Origin of the sequence: Peribacillus sp. RS7 (assembly GCF_041956845.1) — a bacterium.
In the GTDB taxonomy this organism is placed as follows: domain Bacteria; phylum Bacillota; class Bacilli; order Bacillales; family DSM-1321; genus Peribacillus.
Genome location: NZ_CP168135.1, coordinates 1,537,928 through 1,552,924 on the forward strand (window position 1 = coordinate 1,537,928; position 14,997 = coordinate 1,552,924).

16 protein-coding genes are annotated in these 14,997 nt (G+C 41.7%); 5 read left to right on the top strand and 11 right to left on the bottom strand.

The window, feature by feature from the left end:
• Positions 1 to 195 precede the first annotated feature (195 nt).
• Positions 196 to 630 (bottom strand): hypothetical protein, encoded by a 435-nt coding sequence (locus tag ACDZ29_RS07975; RefSeq protein WP_370016694.1) that lies wholly within the window; start codon positions 628 to 630, stop codon positions 196 to 198.
• A 203-nt stretch (positions 631 to 833) separates the two neighbouring features.
• Positions 834 to 1,697, bottom strand: coding sequence for an STAS domain-containing protein (locus tag ACDZ29_RS07980; RefSeq protein ID WP_370016695.1), 864 nt, complete (start codon positions 1,695 to 1,697; stop codon positions 834 to 836).
• 144 nt (positions 1,698 to 1,841) lie between these two features.
• On the opposite strand from ACDZ29_RS07980, the gene ACDZ29_RS07985 reads away from it, so the two are divergent.
• On the top strand, positions 1,842 to 1,985 hold the full coding sequence (locus tag ACDZ29_RS07985; protein ID WP_289326800.1) for a hypothetical protein: 144 nt from the start codon (positions 1,842 to 1,844) through the stop codon (positions 1,983 to 1,985).
• An 88-nt stretch (positions 1,986 to 2,073) separates the two neighbouring features.
• Here ACDZ29_RS07985 and ACDZ29_RS07990 read toward each other — a convergent pair whose 3' ends face one another.
• The 4 genes from ACDZ29_RS07990 to ACDZ29_RS08005 all read right to left on the bottom strand — a co-directional run bounded on the left by ACDZ29_RS07990 (position 2,074) and on the right by ACDZ29_RS08005 (position 6,366).
• Positions 2,074 to 2,403, bottom strand: coding sequence for a hypothetical protein (locus ACDZ29_RS07990; protein WP_289326801.1), 330 nt, complete (start codon positions 2,401 to 2,403; stop codon positions 2,074 to 2,076).
• A gap of 99 nt (positions 2,404 to 2,502) precedes the next feature.
• Positions 2,503 to 3,696 carry an MFS transporter gene (locus tag ACDZ29_RS07995; RefSeq protein WP_370016696.1) on the bottom strand — a complete coding sequence of 398 codons (1,194 nt, stop codon included), beginning with the start codon at positions 3,694 to 3,696 and terminating at the stop codon, positions 2,503 to 2,505.
• Between the two features lie 149 nt (positions 3,697 to 3,845).
• A complete protein-coding gene (locus tag ACDZ29_RS08000) occupies positions 3,846 to 5,168 on the bottom strand; it encodes an APC family permease (protein ID WP_375090621.1) in 1,323 nt (440 codons plus the stop codon).
• Positions 5,169 to 5,544: 376 nt separating this feature from the next.
• Positions 5,545 to 6,366 (bottom strand): undecaprenyl-diphosphate phosphatase, encoded by an 822-nt coding sequence (locus ACDZ29_RS08005; RefSeq protein WP_375091115.1) that lies wholly within the window; start codon positions 6,364 to 6,366, stop codon positions 5,545 to 5,547.
• Between the two features lie 153 nt (positions 6,367 to 6,519).
• Between ACDZ29_RS08005 and ACDZ29_RS08010 the strand changes: the two genes are divergently transcribed.
• Complete coding sequence (locus tag ACDZ29_RS08010; RefSeq protein ID WP_375090622.1) at positions 6,520 to 7,269, top strand: glycerophosphodiester phosphodiesterase; 750 nt, start codon at positions 6,520 to 6,522, stop codon at positions 7,267 to 7,269.
• Between the two features lie 60 nt (positions 7,270 to 7,329).
• On the opposite strand, the gene ACDZ29_RS08015 is transcribed toward ACDZ29_RS08010, so the two are convergent.
• The gene (locus ACDZ29_RS08015; RefSeq protein ID WP_057278019.1) at positions 7,330 to 7,533 is read right to left on the bottom strand and encodes an alpha/beta-type small acid-soluble spore protein; all 204 of its coding nucleotides are present in this window, start codon (positions 7,531 to 7,533) and stop codon (positions 7,330 to 7,332) included.
• Between the two features lie 169 nt (positions 7,534 to 7,702).
• Between ACDZ29_RS08015 and ACDZ29_RS08020 the strand changes: the two genes are divergently transcribed.
• Positions 7,703 to 8,986: a glycosyl hydrolase family 18 protein gene (locus tag ACDZ29_RS08020; protein WP_370016700.1), complete on the top strand. Its 1,284-nt coding sequence runs from the start codon at positions 7,703 to 7,705 to the stop codon at positions 8,984 to 8,986.
• A 264-nt stretch (positions 8,987 to 9,250) separates the two neighbouring features.
• Positions 9,251 to 10,243, top strand: coding sequence for a potassium channel family protein (locus ACDZ29_RS08025; protein ID WP_375090623.1), 993 nt, complete (start codon positions 9,251 to 9,253; stop codon positions 10,241 to 10,243).
• Here the strand turns inward: ACDZ29_RS08025 and ACDZ29_RS08030 are convergent.
• The 3 genes from ACDZ29_RS08030 to ACDZ29_RS08040 all read right to left on the bottom strand — a co-directional run bounded on the left by ACDZ29_RS08030 (position 10,240) and on the right by ACDZ29_RS08040 (position 13,698).
• Positions 10,240 to 10,644 (bottom strand): YugN-like family protein, encoded by a 405-nt coding sequence (locus tag ACDZ29_RS08030; RefSeq protein ID WP_375090624.1) that lies wholly within the window; start codon positions 10,642 to 10,644, stop codon positions 10,240 to 10,242. The genes ACDZ29_RS08025 and ACDZ29_RS08030 overlap by 4 nt on opposite strands.
• Before the next feature lie 396 nt (positions 10,645 to 11,040).
• Positions 11,041 to 12,387: a glucose-6-phosphate isomerase gene (locus tag ACDZ29_RS08035; protein ID WP_289326809.1), complete on the bottom strand. Its 1,347-nt coding sequence runs from the start codon at positions 12,385 to 12,387 to the stop codon at positions 11,041 to 11,043.
• A gap of 147 nt (positions 12,388 to 12,534) precedes the next feature.
• Entirely contained in the window at positions 12,535 to 13,698 is a 1,164-nt protein-coding gene (locus tag ACDZ29_RS08040) for an iron-containing alcohol dehydrogenase (RefSeq protein WP_375091116.1), read from the bottom strand.
• Positions 13,699 to 13,905: 207 nt separating this feature from the next.
• Between ACDZ29_RS08040 and ACDZ29_RS08045 the strand changes: the two genes are divergently transcribed.
• Positions 13,906 to 14,139, top strand: a complete 234-nt coding sequence (locus ACDZ29_RS08045) for a DUF378 domain-containing protein (RefSeq protein WP_076368106.1) — start codon at positions 13,906 to 13,908, stop codon at positions 14,137 to 14,139.
• A 194-nt stretch (positions 14,140 to 14,333) separates the two neighbouring features.
• Here ACDZ29_RS08045 and yugI read toward each other — a convergent pair whose 3' ends face one another.
• The gene (yugI, locus tag ACDZ29_RS08050) at positions 14,334 to 14,738 is read right to left on the bottom strand and encodes a S1 domain-containing post-transcriptional regulator GSP13 (RefSeq protein WP_061143894.1); all 405 of its coding nucleotides are present in this window, start codon (positions 14,736 to 14,738) and stop codon (positions 14,334 to 14,336) included.
• Between the last annotated feature and the right edge of the window lie 259 nt (positions 14,739 to 14,997).

Consider the following 14,997-nt stretch of genomic DNA (forward strand, 5'->3'; position numbering starts at 1 on the left):
CCGAGGAAGGTCGATTTACTACGCACGAGGTCGAATTATTACACCACGTAGGTCGAATTATCCCGCCTAAGGACCGATTATCTCGCAAAAGGGCGAATTATTACCTGGCAAGGTCGATTTACTACCGCGATATGCTCCGATAAACATTGTCAAATCCAAAAACACCGATACAAAGTATCGGTGCGTCAGGGGATTCTAGCTATTTGCAATTATGTATTCAATCACTTTTTCCGCATCATCCGTATAAAAGAGGGCCTTATCGAAGTCATGGGCCGCCTTCGTCTCGGCTTCCATGTATTCAAAGGAGAGGAAACCAAAGAGCCGCTTCCATTTATTGTTTTTCTCAAGAAGTTTTCTTGCCCTTTTTATATCCTCAGGTATGAATTCATTAATGATAAAACATGGGTCAGAAAATGAATGGTCCTGAAAACGTTCGTTCAAGGCCTGCAATTTTTCACGATCCCATTCCAGCCTTATCAAATCCGATATGACCGTCACATTTTGAACCGAGTCGAGGATGCGTTTTGACAAAACATCATATTCTTCATCCTCCAACCCATTATCCGTCATGATTCCTATACAATACCATTTTTCATTATGATCCAGTTCTTCATTTTTCTTGAAAAACACTATTCATCCACCCTCCTTTTACGCTTTACATGTCCTATTTCTTTTTCTTGTATATTAAATCCATTCATTATCTAAATGGCAAATGCAACATGTCCGTCCTCAGCCATTTCACTATACCATGGAGGTATATCCACAGGATTCGCTAATTTTTTTTGGGAACTTCATTACATACAAAAAAGATACCCTGAAAAGGATACCCCCCATCATACAGGCTGAAGAGCCAGCCCTCTTTGTTTAAACAGATATTCCATAGCCTCCCTGAACGATAGAAAAGCTTTTACCTGATTAGTGAAATCGAGTTTGATTATCTCTTTCACCACATCAGGGGTAAAACCGACAAACATCGTTTCCGTACCCATCAACGCCAGTGCCCCCACTAGTTTATCTAAAAGGGAGAGCATATTGCTTTCCTTCGTAAAGGTAATCCCGGAGAGATCGATAATCAATACTTCCGCATGCAGATCTGCACATTTTTGAAGTACAGTCGATTGCATCGGCTCCATTCTCCAATCATCAATGCGCCCGATCAATGGTAAGAGCAGGACATCCTTTAAAACGGTCTGTACGATTGGAGTGGCCAATTCTTCCATGACTTCCCGGTTCTCTTTTATCTTCTGCAAAGAATCGTTTGCCATTCTTGCCATTTCTTTATAATGATTCACATAACTTATACTCACACAGTGTATGAATTGGTCCAGGATCGCATCAATTATCGAGCTTGCCTTTAGCAAAATTTCAATGGAGTAGTAGCGGTTGCTTACTTCTTCTTCAATGAAACTCCAGAAAAGATTACGTACCAGCTGAGCTTCCTCAATATTCTTATCTAAAGGAATACCCATATCCACGACGCGCTTTCCTATTTCCATCCCCGTTATTTTCATACGTTCCATCGCTTGTGACTTTCCATGGATTAGGGCATCTGCATGGATTTGAATAAGCTCTGACCTTACCTTTTTACTGGTTTCAAAATCATAGAGCGGGCCATCTTCTTCGAACAACTCGATATGCTCCACCAAGATATATTTAAATTTTTCAATTTTTTCACCGATCATTCTTAATTCTTCCATGTAGACCTCCCATAAAGGGCTTTTATCACATTTTATCAAATAGTTAATGGTTGTGGGTATAAAACCTTCTATTACCAATATGATAATAGACGTTTACCCTTTTCTGAATAAGGGTATTATGATATATGACTTGGAGGGATTACCATGAAAAAGGATCAAAAAGACTTTGAATCTGAAAACATGAGCGATTTAGTCGAACTCATAAACAGTAAAAATAACAGCCGCAGAATATTGGATGTAATTCGGCGTAACAAAAAGGATAAAAGCAAAAACAAAGATACAAAATGAAAAACCCAGTCCAATGTGGTCTGGGTTTTTGAATGGATAAATAAAAGAGCTGAGTTTGTTATTTAAGCAAACTCAGTTCTTCCTGTCACTATCTTTTTCTCCGAATCTCCTTCACATGGTTCCCTTCAGTGGTAATATAGACTGTTTCATCAATTTTGTATGTTAAATAACGGTCACAATCAATTTCCAACGTTTTCCCATTGTCGAATTTCATTGCGCAATTGGATCCCTCTTCGGTCTCCGTCACATCAATGACTTCGTTCGTCTTAAAACCGACTGCCTTGCCATCGGAGAAATGAGGATAGTATTTTTCAACAATCTCCACCTTTTCCAATCTGCCAGGACTTGTTAAGTATACAACGAATAAAATAATTAATACGGCTATTAACCCAATGAGAATTACTACTTTTCGTTTCACTCTATCTATTACCCTCTTCTCTTATCAATCTATTATTCAATATCCTTTTTCACTAGATTATATTCAGGATTCCGGAAAATCATGATAGAAAAGATCATTTTATTTAACGATTTTCACTTTTTCAACCATCATGGCACAAGCAGCAGCCAGGATGATTAAAATGGATACTGCCGAGATGACCCCTACCCAACCGAACTTCATCAGGAATAAACCGCCTGATGCCCCCACTACACTTGATCCGGCATAGTAAAACAGGAGATATAATGCGGATGCTTGTGCTTTTTCACTTTTATCGGCTAAACTTCCAACCCAGCTGCTCGCAATTGAATGAGCTCCAAAAAAGCCAAATGTTAACAGGGCAAGCCCCATTATTTTCAGCAATAGTGGATCCAATAGGGTTAAAAGGGCCCCCATCAGCATGATTGCGATTCCGATAAGAAGTACAAGCCTCCGACTATATTGATCGGCAAGCTTCCCCATCCATGTAGAACTAAATGTCCCCACAAGATAGATGATGAAAATGAAGCCAATCAATGTTTGTGATAAATGATATGGCGGTCCCATTAAAGGTATACCCACAAAGTTATAAACGGTAACAAACGAGCCCATTAATAGGAAGGCCATACCGAATAAGAGTACTAGTCTGCCATTCCTTAAGTTATTAATGAGGGAGGTTTTTATTCTCGACAATGAGACTCGTACGCGGACTGCATGCTGCGAAGGCGGGAGCATCCACCAAAAAGCCAGACTGATGATCAAACTTAAAGCTCCAAGGCTGCCAATCGCTATGTTCCATGAGAAATGATCGGTCAGCACCCCGACAATCAACCTGCCAGCCAATCCGCCGATACTCGAACCGCTCACATAGATACCCATCACATAGCCCAGGCTTTTCGGATGAAATTCTTCATTGATATAAGCCATCGCAATTGCCGGGAAGCCTGCAAGCACGGCTCCTTGAATCGCCCGTATTGCGATAAGGATGTATAGGTCATCCTGGATGAAGCTGACACAGATGGATAACAATGCAGACAGGGTGAGCGCCGTCCCCATTATTTTTTTCCTATCGATATTTTCCGAGAAAAAGGAAACTAGCAATAAACAAATGGCAAGCGTCCCCGTTGCGAAAGATAATGTAAGACTTGCCATAGCAGGAGAGACTCCGAATTGCTTTGCGAATACCGGAATGACCGGTTGGGTACTATATAGATCGGCAAACGTTACAAAGCTACCAAGAAATAAAGCCAAGATTGTTTTCCTGAATGATTTACCAGCAGGCTCGATATAATTCACTTTTGTTCAGACCCTTCACTTTTAAACTTTCCCCCTATGTTAATACGAACTTCCTGAGTTGTCTATTTCGCCACTTATGGCCAAAGGGAAAGTTCAGTTCCAGCAATCCTAAAAAAAACCCTTCACTGCACTGAGTGAAGGGTCTTTCATTAATATGACCGTTTATCATTCCGCTCACTTTTTTTAAGCAGCCAGTACACAGGCATTCCTATAATGAGGATGATCACCGAGTACAGGGCATTTAAAGGTGTTTGGATTAATGTGCTTAAAACAATATATATTGCACCAGCAATCGCCACGATGGGGATGAATGGGTAAAATGGCACTTTATAAGTTTTTGCATCCGGATCTTTTCTGCGTAAGATGAAGACCGCAAAGAAGGCTAATCCATAAAAACAGAAGACAGAGAATACGGCCATATTGGTAAGTTTGTCAGGGTCTGTTGCAACCATCATGATGATTGCAATGAACACTTGTAATATCGTTGCATTTACAGGCGTTTTAAACTTGGGCGATATTTTCCCGATTTGTTTATGGCCAGGCATCATTTTATCAGTCGCCATCGCCAAGGTTATGCGCGGAAAGGTCAGGAGTTTTCCGTTCAAGCAACCGAAAATGGAAATCGCTATTCCGATTGATATCAATTTCCCGCCCAATTCACCAAATAGAAGCGTTGCCGCAACATTCGCTGCATTCGTTCCATGAGCTATGACTCCCTCTGCTCCCAATACATGAAGCATGGCAAGGTTCACAGCTAAGTATGAGACCATGACCACGACTAATCCCGTTATGATCGCTCGCGGCAACGTTTTCTGCGGGTTTTTCATTTCCCCTGCCATGAAGCCGACATTCATCCAGCCATCATACGCCCAGAGCGTAGCCAAAATCGCACCGGCCATACTGATTTTCATTGAACCTTCACTATTGATATTGAATACAGGCATATCACCTTGTGCGATACCGAACACTGCTATGAAAATGATGGGGATCAATTTAGCAACGGTCGATAAGGTTTGTATCATACCGCCGTATTTTGTCCCCAGCAGATTCATGCCTGCTATAAATACGATCGTCAGAATCCCTATTGCCAAAGTGTAGTCTGAAGCGATATTAAATATTCCTGCGATTAATATTCCGAAGTATAAACTGAGGGCACCCATGACTGCAGGTCCATATACCAATGTTTGAACCCAGCCGCATAGGAATCCCCATGCTTTTCCGTACACTTCTTCCATATAAACATATAAGCCACCCGTTTTAGGAATCCGGGTACTCACTTCCGCAATCGTCAATCCGCTTGCCAGGGTAATCAGACCACCTATTAGCCAAGCTAATAAGGCCATAGTTGAATTACCACTTAACTCAAGCACGTCACCAGGTCTCATGAAAATACCAGAACCGATAACTGTACCAACTACAATAGATGTTCCAACCCAAAAGCCAATCGTTTTCTTCAATTGGTCATTTCCCATGATGTCCTCCCCAGGTGTACACATGTACTTATTTTATACTAAAATTATATCATATAAATTATACGAAAATAGTTTATGCAATCATTTGAATATTCAAATAAAAACTCAGACACATTGGTATTACTACGCTCAGGGCGCTTTATTACATTTATATTTTTTTTACTAAATATGACTGAAACTACGCTAAAATCCGAATATTTTTTTATTCACAAAAGATTATTCGTTATTTATCTTAATAATCACGAATTAAAAATCACAAAACACAATTATCATTCGTTATATATTTTCGTGAGATTCCAGCATTTTTCTAGGAACGCAAAAAAACCACCCCAAATCAACGGGGTGGTTCCACTCCAATTTCAAGCTTCATTTCGTATTACCAAATAATGAATAGAAGCACAACCGCCAAGACAATCCGGTAGATGGCAAAAGGAGTCAATTTAACTTTATCAATTAAAATCAAGAAAAAGCGGATACAGATTAACGCAAAGATAAATGCACTGATGAAGCCAGCAATAAAGAATGGCAGAACTTCAGGCGTGAAATCATCCCAGTACTTCACGATTTTCAACAAACTGGCCCCAGCCATGATTGGCACTGCCATGATGAACGTGAAATCGGAAGCAGCCCGATAGCTCATCCCTAATAGCACACCGCCTGATATCGTTGAACCTGAACGGGAGAATCCCGGCCATAGAGATAAACATTGGATTAACCCTACACCGAAAGCTTGTTTATAAGTGATTTGGTCAACCGTTTCTGCAGTCAGCTTTGGACGGAATTTATCTGCAGCAATCATCAAAAATGCGCCCAAGAACAACCCGACGATAACCGTCTTCATGGTAAATAGATTTTCATCAATGTAATCTTCGAATAATAGACCTAAGACGCCCGCCGGTAGCAATCCGACAAGGATCTGCAATAGATTAAGCCTTGGGCCCTTCACAGCGGATGTGCCTTTCAGCTTCCTTAAACCAAGCAAGTCCATGAATCGTCCCCAGAAGAGCACGACTACGGCGAGTATCGAACCAAGCTGGATGACCACCTTGAACGCATTGGCCACCTCACTCCCGAAAAGCTCTTTCGAATTCAGCCATAAATCATCGACGATAATCATATGCCCTGTAGACGATACAGGAGCAAATTCAGTTAACCCCTCAACAAGACCAAGGATAACCGCAACAAAAATTTCCCACATATTCATTTTATTCACCTCATAATTCGAACACCTATTTATGGAAATATCATATGTATTTTACTCGTTGTTTAAAATATTGTCTATTAAACATTGCTGAAACAATTTACGGGTACATGTATGATAGGGTTCAAGATAAAGTTTAAAGGGGAAGTGATGATTTTGCAAAACATACTGATTTTCGCCCATAGAGGGTCAAAGGGGACGCATCCTGAAAATACCATGGCTGCATTTCAAGAGGCGGCAGAAATCGGTGCCGAGGGGATCGAGTTCGACGTGCATCTCAGTTCTGATGGTGAATTGGTCATCATCCATGATGAAACATTAGATCGAACGACCACCCTTACTGGTTATGTAAAAGATCATTCGTCACAACAGCTGAAAACGGCGGATGCCGGGAGCAAATTTTCCAAGGAATTCCTTGGGGAACGGATTCCTTTTTTAATGGAAGTTTTCGACTGGGCAAAGGGAAATGCTTTATTGATGAATATCGAAATAAAAACGGATAAACTCGCTTACGAAGGGATTGAACAGAAGATCATTGATTTAATTCGGCAATATCGAATGGAAAATCGGGTGATCCTCTCTTCCTTCAACCATCAATCCATTGAAAAAGTGAAGGTGCTTGCCCCGGAACTTGAACGTGCATTATTGTTCGAGGGGCTTCCTGAAAATTTGGAAGAAATCTTACGTGATAAAAAAGAATCTGGGTTTCATCCAGATAAAAACAGCCTGACCCCGGCAGTTAGTGAAAAAGCGAAAAAACTTGGATACAAAGTCCGGCCATGGGTCGCCAATGATGAAGCTGACATCGTCAAGCTTGCAGAATTGGATGTCGATGTTATCATGACCGATTTCCCTGAAAAGGCAATCAAGATTTTAAAGGCTTGGCAGGCAACTAGCTGAACAATGCGAAAGAGAAGGAGCGATGCCCCTTCTCTTTCTAATCCATTTTTATTCAGTTAATTAACGAGAATATCCACCTAGTTGTTGCTCAGCCATTTGCACTAAACGTTTTGTGATTTCCCCACCAACAGATCCGTTAGCGCGAGAAGTAGTGTCAGCACCTAGGTTTACACCAAATTCACTAGCGATTTCATTCTTCATTTGTTGTAGAGCTTGCTCTGCACCAGCTACTACTAGTTGATTGCTGTTATTGTTGTTTGCCATGTGTTTTCACCTCCTACTAATATTAATTAGCATTTTAGTCTTAAATTATTATTGCCAATTTATTGTATTTTTTTCTTTACGGCCCTTCAATCCAAAGCTCTTTATCATGATTTTCTTTTTATGTTCATAAACTGTTAGGAAACTTTCAGTACAGTAGGAGGGAAAAGAATTGCAAATACATGTGGTTAGGCCAGGCCAGACGTTATATGGCATCGCCCAGACGTACAGCGTAACCGTTGACAGGCTCGTGGAAACGAATAAGATTCCTAACCCAACTAACCTTGTTTCGGGGCAGGCCCTTGTCATTCCAATAGTCGGCAGCTATTATTTCGTTCAACCGGGTGATAGTCTTTATTCCATTTCCCAAAAGGTTGATGTCCCTTTTCAAGAGTTGGCAAAAATAAATGGCATTCCTGAAAATCAAGTCTTATCCGTTGGATATCGGCTCTATATTCCGGCACGGAAGAAAAAGACCGCCGAATTCAACGGTTATGTCGAGCCTAGGGGTACGACGGTCGCACCGGCCCTTGTAACGGCTGCAAGGGAAGCTGGGCCCTATTTAACCTATTTAGCCCCATTCAGCTTCCAGGCGCTTCGTGACGGCTCTTTAAAAGAGCCTTTGCTCGATGACTTCCCTGCCATCGCCAGAGAAAATAAAAATGTTTTAATGATGGTGATCACGAATCAGGAAAATGACCAATTCAGCGATGAGCTCGGGCAAATCATCTTGACGAATACTTCCGTTCAGAATAAGTTCCTGAACAATATCGTTACAACGGCAAAGAAATATGGATTCCGGGATATTCACTTTGACTTTGAGTTTTTAAGGCCGGCCGATAAAGAGGCCTATAATCAATTTCTCCGAAAAGCCAGGGATCGATTCAAGAAAGAAGGCTGGTTCATTTCCACGGCACTTGCCCCTAAAACAAGTGCTGAGCAAAAAGGCCGTTGGTATGAGGCACATGACTATAAAGCACATGGTGAAATCGTCGACTTCGTTATCATCATGACTTATGAATGGGGATATAGCGGAGGACCTGCAATGGCCGTGTCCCCTATTGGACCGGTTCGGGATGTTCTCGAATATGCCGTCACCGATATTCCCTCCAATAAGATCCTGATGGGGCAGAATCTATATGGCTATGATTGGACCCTGCCTTTTGTACAGGGATCCACCGCCAAGGCCGTGAGTCCGCAGCAGGCCATCCAGATTGCGGCGGCCAATAATGTTTCCATCGAGTATGATGAAACCGCACAGGCCCCGCACTTCAACTATACTATTGAGGATAGACAGCATGAGGTGTGGTTTGAGGATGCCAGATCCATTCAGGCAAAATTCGATTTAATCAAAGAGCTGAACCTAAGGGGGATGAGTTATTGGAAGCTCGGCTTGGCCTTCCCTCAAAACTGGCTGCTCATCAGTGATAATTTTAACGTACGGAGAAGGGTCTAAGAACAGATTGAGCCTATCGTTAAACTTTTGGAATACCAAAACGCAAACGGACATATAATCAAATATCGAGCATGAAATCCAGTTCTGGATACGTGACTCAGCCAAAAAGCCTTCCGGCATTGTCCGGAAGGCTTTTATCATTTCAGCCGCAACTTTCCAGGTAATCTGCCGAAATTCAACATTCAAAGTTTGTCTCTCCGCTCCCTTATGAGCCAAGCCTTTTTTGACCATACTAAAAGGAACAGTTAAGGGGGTGTGAGAAACATGATTCGAATCGGCCCATACATCAGCGCCGTGCCCAGAATTCCGCGTTTCATCAGATTGCTTTCTATCATCGCATTATTTTTACTCTCATTCGGGGTCTTGATCCACATTGTGGAGCCGAAGAGATTCCCTACTTTACTTGATGGCATCTGGTGGGCAATCGTCACTATGTCAACGGTGGGTTACGGAGATTTCACTCCCGTTACAAATATTGGGAAAATCATTGGAATGGTCCTCATTTTGTCGGGAGCCGGCCTGATCACCTCTTATTTTGCGTACATTGCTAAAATGTCCATTTCCAATGAACAGCAATTTCTAACAGGAAAGAAAGTATTCGGCGGCGGCGGTCATATCATCATTGTAGGCTGGAATGGCCGTTCCAAGAGAATCATCCAAAACATTCATGATCGTAAACATCATCAATCCATCGTCCTTATAGATGATACACTGCAAAAGCATCCGCTTCCAAGAACGAATATCCACTTTGTCCAAGGAAAAGCTACATTGGATTCCGTTTTGCAGAAAGCTAATATAAAACAAGCCATACGCGTACTTATCACAGCTGACCTCAAGCAAGACGAGCTGCAAACGGATATGTTCTCGATATTAACATTATTGGCCGTGAAGGGGCTGAATCCGCATGTGTATTGCCTTGTGGAGATATTAACGCATGAACAAAAGGAAAATGCTTTACGAGCAGGAGCGGACGGTATAGTGGAAACGAATAAATTTGCGAGTGAATATATGCAGGATTGCTTATCGAAAGGGATCATTGCGGATTCAGAAGAGCAAAATGATTGGGATGGATTGAACATCAAACAGCTGCCCATCCGGAATGACTGGGTGGAAATGTCGTTCAAACAGCTGGGCGTCAAGCTATTTGATCAGGACATTTTATTGATTGGCATCATTTCAGGGGGCAAGACTTTCATCAAGCCCCCTGCAGATGTAATCATACATCGTAATGACACTCTGCTCATCATTGAAGATTAATGTAATAACAGCTTTTCCAAATCACGGACAAGCGTTTTTCCATATGAGATATAGTTTTCCGGAAATTCGGCATCCGGATTTTCCGGCTCAGCAAACTGGTTGAAGGAAGCGGAGAGGTTTCCGATATTTCCTTCACCGTCAATACCGTCCTCGTACTTATGAGATAACAAAAACGGCTGTAAAAATTCGACCATTACCCCATCCTTATCGAGTGAACCATCAACAGCCTTGAAAGGGACTCGCAAGAACTGGTATCCATCACTGTCATCTATCTTATAATCAAAAGACCCGTGGTCATAATCCCATCCTCCGCCTATCACATAGCCTTCGGGTTTTAACTTCGTCTCCAAATCGAACAAACCGAATGTTTTCCCTTCCAACTCAGAAGAAATTTTAATCATTGTAAAAAACCTCTTTCGCTAATTTTCTATTAGCTTAACCAAAAGGCCTTTAAAAAAACCCCTGGAATGACTCTATTGTTCCCTTGATCAGGCATGAAGGAAGATTGGCTTCCTCACTGATTTCCAAGCTTTCCTTACGCTTTTATTTCAGCTTCGTCGCTCCCTTCTCCTCCTCCAGTCGTAATTACTGGATCTCCTGCTGCTCTTCTTTCCATCCGGCAGGCAGGCTTCTTGCGGACCCGGGAACCGTTCTCGGTTTCTCTAGCTCCTCGATACTACTTATCCCCCACTTTCATTTTCGATGCCAGTATCGAATATGTTTATTCTTACCCTTTGGCGTTCAACCAAAAAAAAGGCATCAAGTTGGATGTATTCCAGCTTGATGCCTTTTTATTATTATAAGCGCTTTTCGAGCTCCGCTTTTTTCTCTTCATAACCCGGTTTGCCTAAAAGTGCAAACATGTTCACCTTATATGCTTCCACTCCAGGCTGATCAAATGGATTTACCCCTAGTAAGTAACCGCTCATTGCACAAGCTTTCTCGAAGAAATATACAAGGTAGCCAAATGTATAAGCATCGAGCTGAGGAACCGATAGGATCAGATTGGGAACGCCGCCGTCCGTATGGGCTAACAAAGTACCCTCAAATGCTTTATTATTTACGAATTGCACCGTTTCACCTGAAAGGTAATTCAGACCATCCAAATCATTTCCCGCTTTTTCAATTGAAATTTCATGACGGGCTTTCTCCACTTTGATGACCGTTTCAAAAAGATCACGTCGCCCTTCCTGAACATACTGCCCTAATGAATGCAGGTCAGTCGAAAAGTTAGCGGATGAAGGGAAGATCCCTTTTTGATCCTTTCCTTCACTCTCTCCAAATAATTGTTTCCACCACTCAGAGAAGTATTGAAGTCCAGGCTCATAGTTTATCAGCATTTCAATGGTTTTCCCTTTATTGTAAAGGATATTTCGAACCGCCGCATATTGGTATGCCTGATTATCCGCTAGCTCGGAAGAACTGAATTCCACCCTGGCTTGCTCGGCTCCCTCCATGATTTGATCGATATCCGCACCGCTGACCGCAATCGGAAGCAGCCCTACTGCCGTTAAGACCGAGTAACGTCCGCCAACATCATCAGGAATGACGAAAGTTTGGAAACCTTCCTCCGTTGCTACCGTTTTTAATGCGCCCTTTTCTTTATCAGTGGTCGCATAAATGCGGCCTTTAGCTTCTTCAACCCCATATTTTTGTTCCAGCAATTTCCGGAAAATCCTGAAGGCAAGTGCAGGTTCAGTGGTCGTACCGGATTTAGAGATGACGTTGATCGAGAAATCCCTATTTTCCAATAGGTCCATTACGTCCTGCATATATGTAGAGCTTATATTATTACCCACAAATAAAATTTGCGGTGTATTTCTTTTGTCCGATGGCAAAATGTTATAAAAACTATGTTGAAGCATCTCGACTGCCGCACGTGCTCCCAGGTATGATCCACCGATTCCGATAACCAGCAACACATCTGAATCTTCTTTTATTTTCCCGGCCGCTTTCTTGATTCTTGAGAACTCTTCTTTATCATAATTGGCGGGTAAATCAAGCCAGCCAAGATATTCATTGCCTGCCCCTGTCTGCTCATGCAGAGAATGGTGTGCCACTTTTACAGCATCCTGTAAATAGGTAATTTCATGCTCCCCGAAAAACGGTAGGGCTTTTGAATAATCGAAACGAATATGGGCCATTCAAATTCCTCCTTTAATTTTAAGTTTCCCTTTCACTTTATCTGATGTAATTCTCATAATCAAGACATCGATCAAGTAAATAACGAATAATGCGTTCAAAGCAATCTCCCACCTGACAAGATGGGAGAAATGATCATTTCACTTGATTTATAATGAAGCCCGTAAAATGGCAAGGACATCCTCGCGGTTCAGGATTTTGAATCGTCCAAATTCCCCTCTGCTCATCGCTTTATCAGCCATGACTTCCAATTGTGAGTCATCGATGCCATAATCCGAAAGATTGGTCGGCGCCCCTAAGCTGCTCCAAAACGCCCTAAGCCTTTCAATGCCCTCAAGTGCAGCTTCCTCATCCGTTTTACCTTCCGGGTCCACACGGAACACGCGGACTGCAACCTGTTTAAAGCGTGCGACGTTTTCATGGAGCACATGTTTCATCCAATTTGGGAATAAGATGGCCAATCCTCCGGCATGCGGGATGTCATAAACGGCTGAAACGGCATGTTCAATGTTATGAGTTGCCCAATCACCACTGTAGCCAACCCCAAGCGAACCATTCAAGGCTAGATTTCCTGCATATAGGATAGTAGCCCGGTGCTCATAATTCTCTAGGTCTTCCAATAGTTTAGGTGCCGTTTCAATCACGGTCAATAACAGCGATTCACAGAAACGGTCTTGAAGGGGTGCATGCGTTTCCGGATGGAAATACGTTTCGAACACATGTGACATCATATCGACCATTCCGTATACCGTTTGATCTTTAGGCACCGAAAAAGTATTTTCGGGATCTAAAATTGAGAATTGAGGAAATACCAATGGACTTCCCCATCCATATTTCTCTTTCGTTTCCCAGTTTGTTATGACTGAGCCCGAATTTGCCTCGGAGCCGGTTGCAGCTAAAGTCAGCACCGTTCCAAATGGAAGGGCCTCTACCACTGGTGCCTTCTTAATGACAAGATCCCATGGATCCCCCTCATATTTAGCACCTGCAACAATTGCCTTTGTAGCATCAATAACGCTTCCGCCTCCAACCGCAAGGACAAAGTCGATACCCTGTTCTTTACAAAGATCCACACCTTTCCGGACTGTTGAGATGCGTGGATTCGGTTCAACACCGGAAAGTTCGTGTACCTCTGCATCAATCACCTTCAATGCGTTGACCACTTTATCATATAAGCCATTTTTCTTTATGCTTCCTCCACCGTAAACAAGTAAAACTTTATGACCATAAGCAGGAATTTCAGTTTTTAAACTTTCAAGCTGATTTTTCCCGAAAATTACTTTAGTAGGATTTTTATAAGTGAAATTTTCCAATGGATTTCTCTCCTTTAGTGCCTCATTGACCCCATCTGTGGCCATAAAATTGCCCACTTGGCCAATGGCTGGTTTTTCTTTTCATTATGACCAATGTTCCATATAAATACAAAATATCCGCCCGGATCTTTTATAAGGATGTATATTTACATGTTGAAAAAGCATGATAAGTAAAGAACTGATTTTCTCAAAAAAGGAGGCTGTACAATGAGTGGAATACAAAGAACTGCACTTGTTCTTACTATAATCGGGGCAATCAACTGGGGATTAATAGGTTTTTTCCAATTTGACTTGGTCGCTTCAATTTTCGGAGGGCAAGATGCAGGAATGGCCCGCATCGTTTATGGATTGGTTGGAATTGCCGGTCTCATTAATCTTGGTCTTCTCTTTAAACCAAGTCCTGAAATTTCCAGGGAGCCTGAAACCAAACCTACTCGTTGAAAGTCTAAGTCCATGAACATTTGTTTAAGTTCTATAAAATAAAGCCGGACCATGGTAAACACATGACCCGGCTTTATTTAATTCATATGCCTGTCTACCATCAATAAGCGGCAAGATAGGTCTGGACATCTTCAAGTGATCATGAAAATGGACAAAAAAAACCGGCTGATCGAAGGATCTGCCGGTTCACAAAATTATTTTTTGATTAAGTCTTCGCGTTGAGATTGTTCAATCCACTCTTGAAGTTTGTCTTTCAATGTGTTGAAACCTTCAGTAGATTCGATGTGAGATGTCGCTTTAACAGATGCTTGGCGTTTTTTCGGAGCTTTTTTCGGAGCTTCAGTACGCTCAGGAGCTTCTTCTGTAGCGCGGATCGATAAGCCGATTTTTCCAGCAGCTGAATCGATGGAAAGCACTTTAACTTTTACTTCATCGCCCACTTTTAAATGTTCGTTGATATCTTTAACGAATCCGTGAGTAATTTCAGAAATATGAACTAAACCTTGAGTTGAATCATCTAGAGCAACAAAAGCACCGTATGGTTGAATACCAGTAACTTTACCAGTAACTACCGCACCAATTTCGAATTTTTCAGACATGGTAACACTCCTATTTTATATATATTTTTTCGTCTTTTCACGCAATAAAAAATTATATCACATAATTGGAAAATAATCAAAGTTAAGTATACCATACTTTTTGGGATTTTACTCATTAAATATGTTTGTTTTTTGGAAATAATAAATATCATAAGATCGTTATTAATAACTTATCCTAAAAATTTGCAAATAACCTCATTTCCCCTTAAGATATTTACTCATTTTTCTAAAGATTGTAATATTGAAACACTATCCAATC

Excerpts from the sequence above, each read along its gene's own strand:
- ACDZ29_RS08035 (WP_289326809.1), bottom strand. The coding sequence starts at position 12,387 with ATGGCCCATATTCGTTTCGATTATTCAAAAGCCCTACCGTTTTTCGGG.
- ACDZ29_RS07985 (WP_289326800.1), top strand. The coding sequence starts at position 1,842 with ATGAAAAAGGATCAAAAAGACTTTGAATCTGAAAACATGAGCGATTTA.
- ACDZ29_RS07980 (WP_370016695.1), bottom strand. The coding sequence starts at position 1,697 with ATGGAAGAATTAAGAATGATCGGTGAAAAAATTGAAAAATTTAAATAT.
- ACDZ29_RS08015 (WP_057278019.1), bottom strand. The coding sequence starts at position 7,533 with ATGGCAAACAACAATAACAGCAATCAACTAGTAGTAGCTGGTGCAGAG.
- yugI (WP_061143894.1), bottom strand. The coding sequence starts at position 14,738 with ATGTCTGAAAAATTCGAAATTGGTGCGGTAGTTACTGGTAAAGTTACT.
- ACDZ29_RS08010 (WP_375090622.1), top strand. The coding sequence starts at position 6,520 with ATGATTTTGCAAAACATACTGATTTTCGCCCATAGAGGGTCAAAGGGG.
- ACDZ29_RS08045 (WP_076368106.1), top strand. The coding sequence starts at position 13,906 with ATGAGTGGAATACAAAGAACTGCACTTGTTCTTACTATAATCGGGGCA.
- ACDZ29_RS08030 (WP_375090624.1), bottom strand. The coding sequence starts at position 10,644 with ATGATTAAAATTTCTTCTGAGTTGGAAGGGAAAACATTCGGTTTGTTC.
- ACDZ29_RS08000 (WP_375090621.1), bottom strand. The coding sequence starts at position 5,168 with ATGGGAAATGACCAATTGAAGAAAACGATTGGCTTTTGGGTTGGAACA.
- ACDZ29_RS08005 (WP_375091115.1), bottom strand. The coding sequence starts at position 6,366 with ATGTGGGAAATTTTTGTTGCGGTTATCCTTGGTCTTGTTGAGGGGTTA.
- ACDZ29_RS08025 (WP_375090623.1), top strand. The coding sequence starts at position 9,251 with ATGATTCGAATCGGCCCATACATCAGCGCCGTGCCCAGAATTCCGCGT.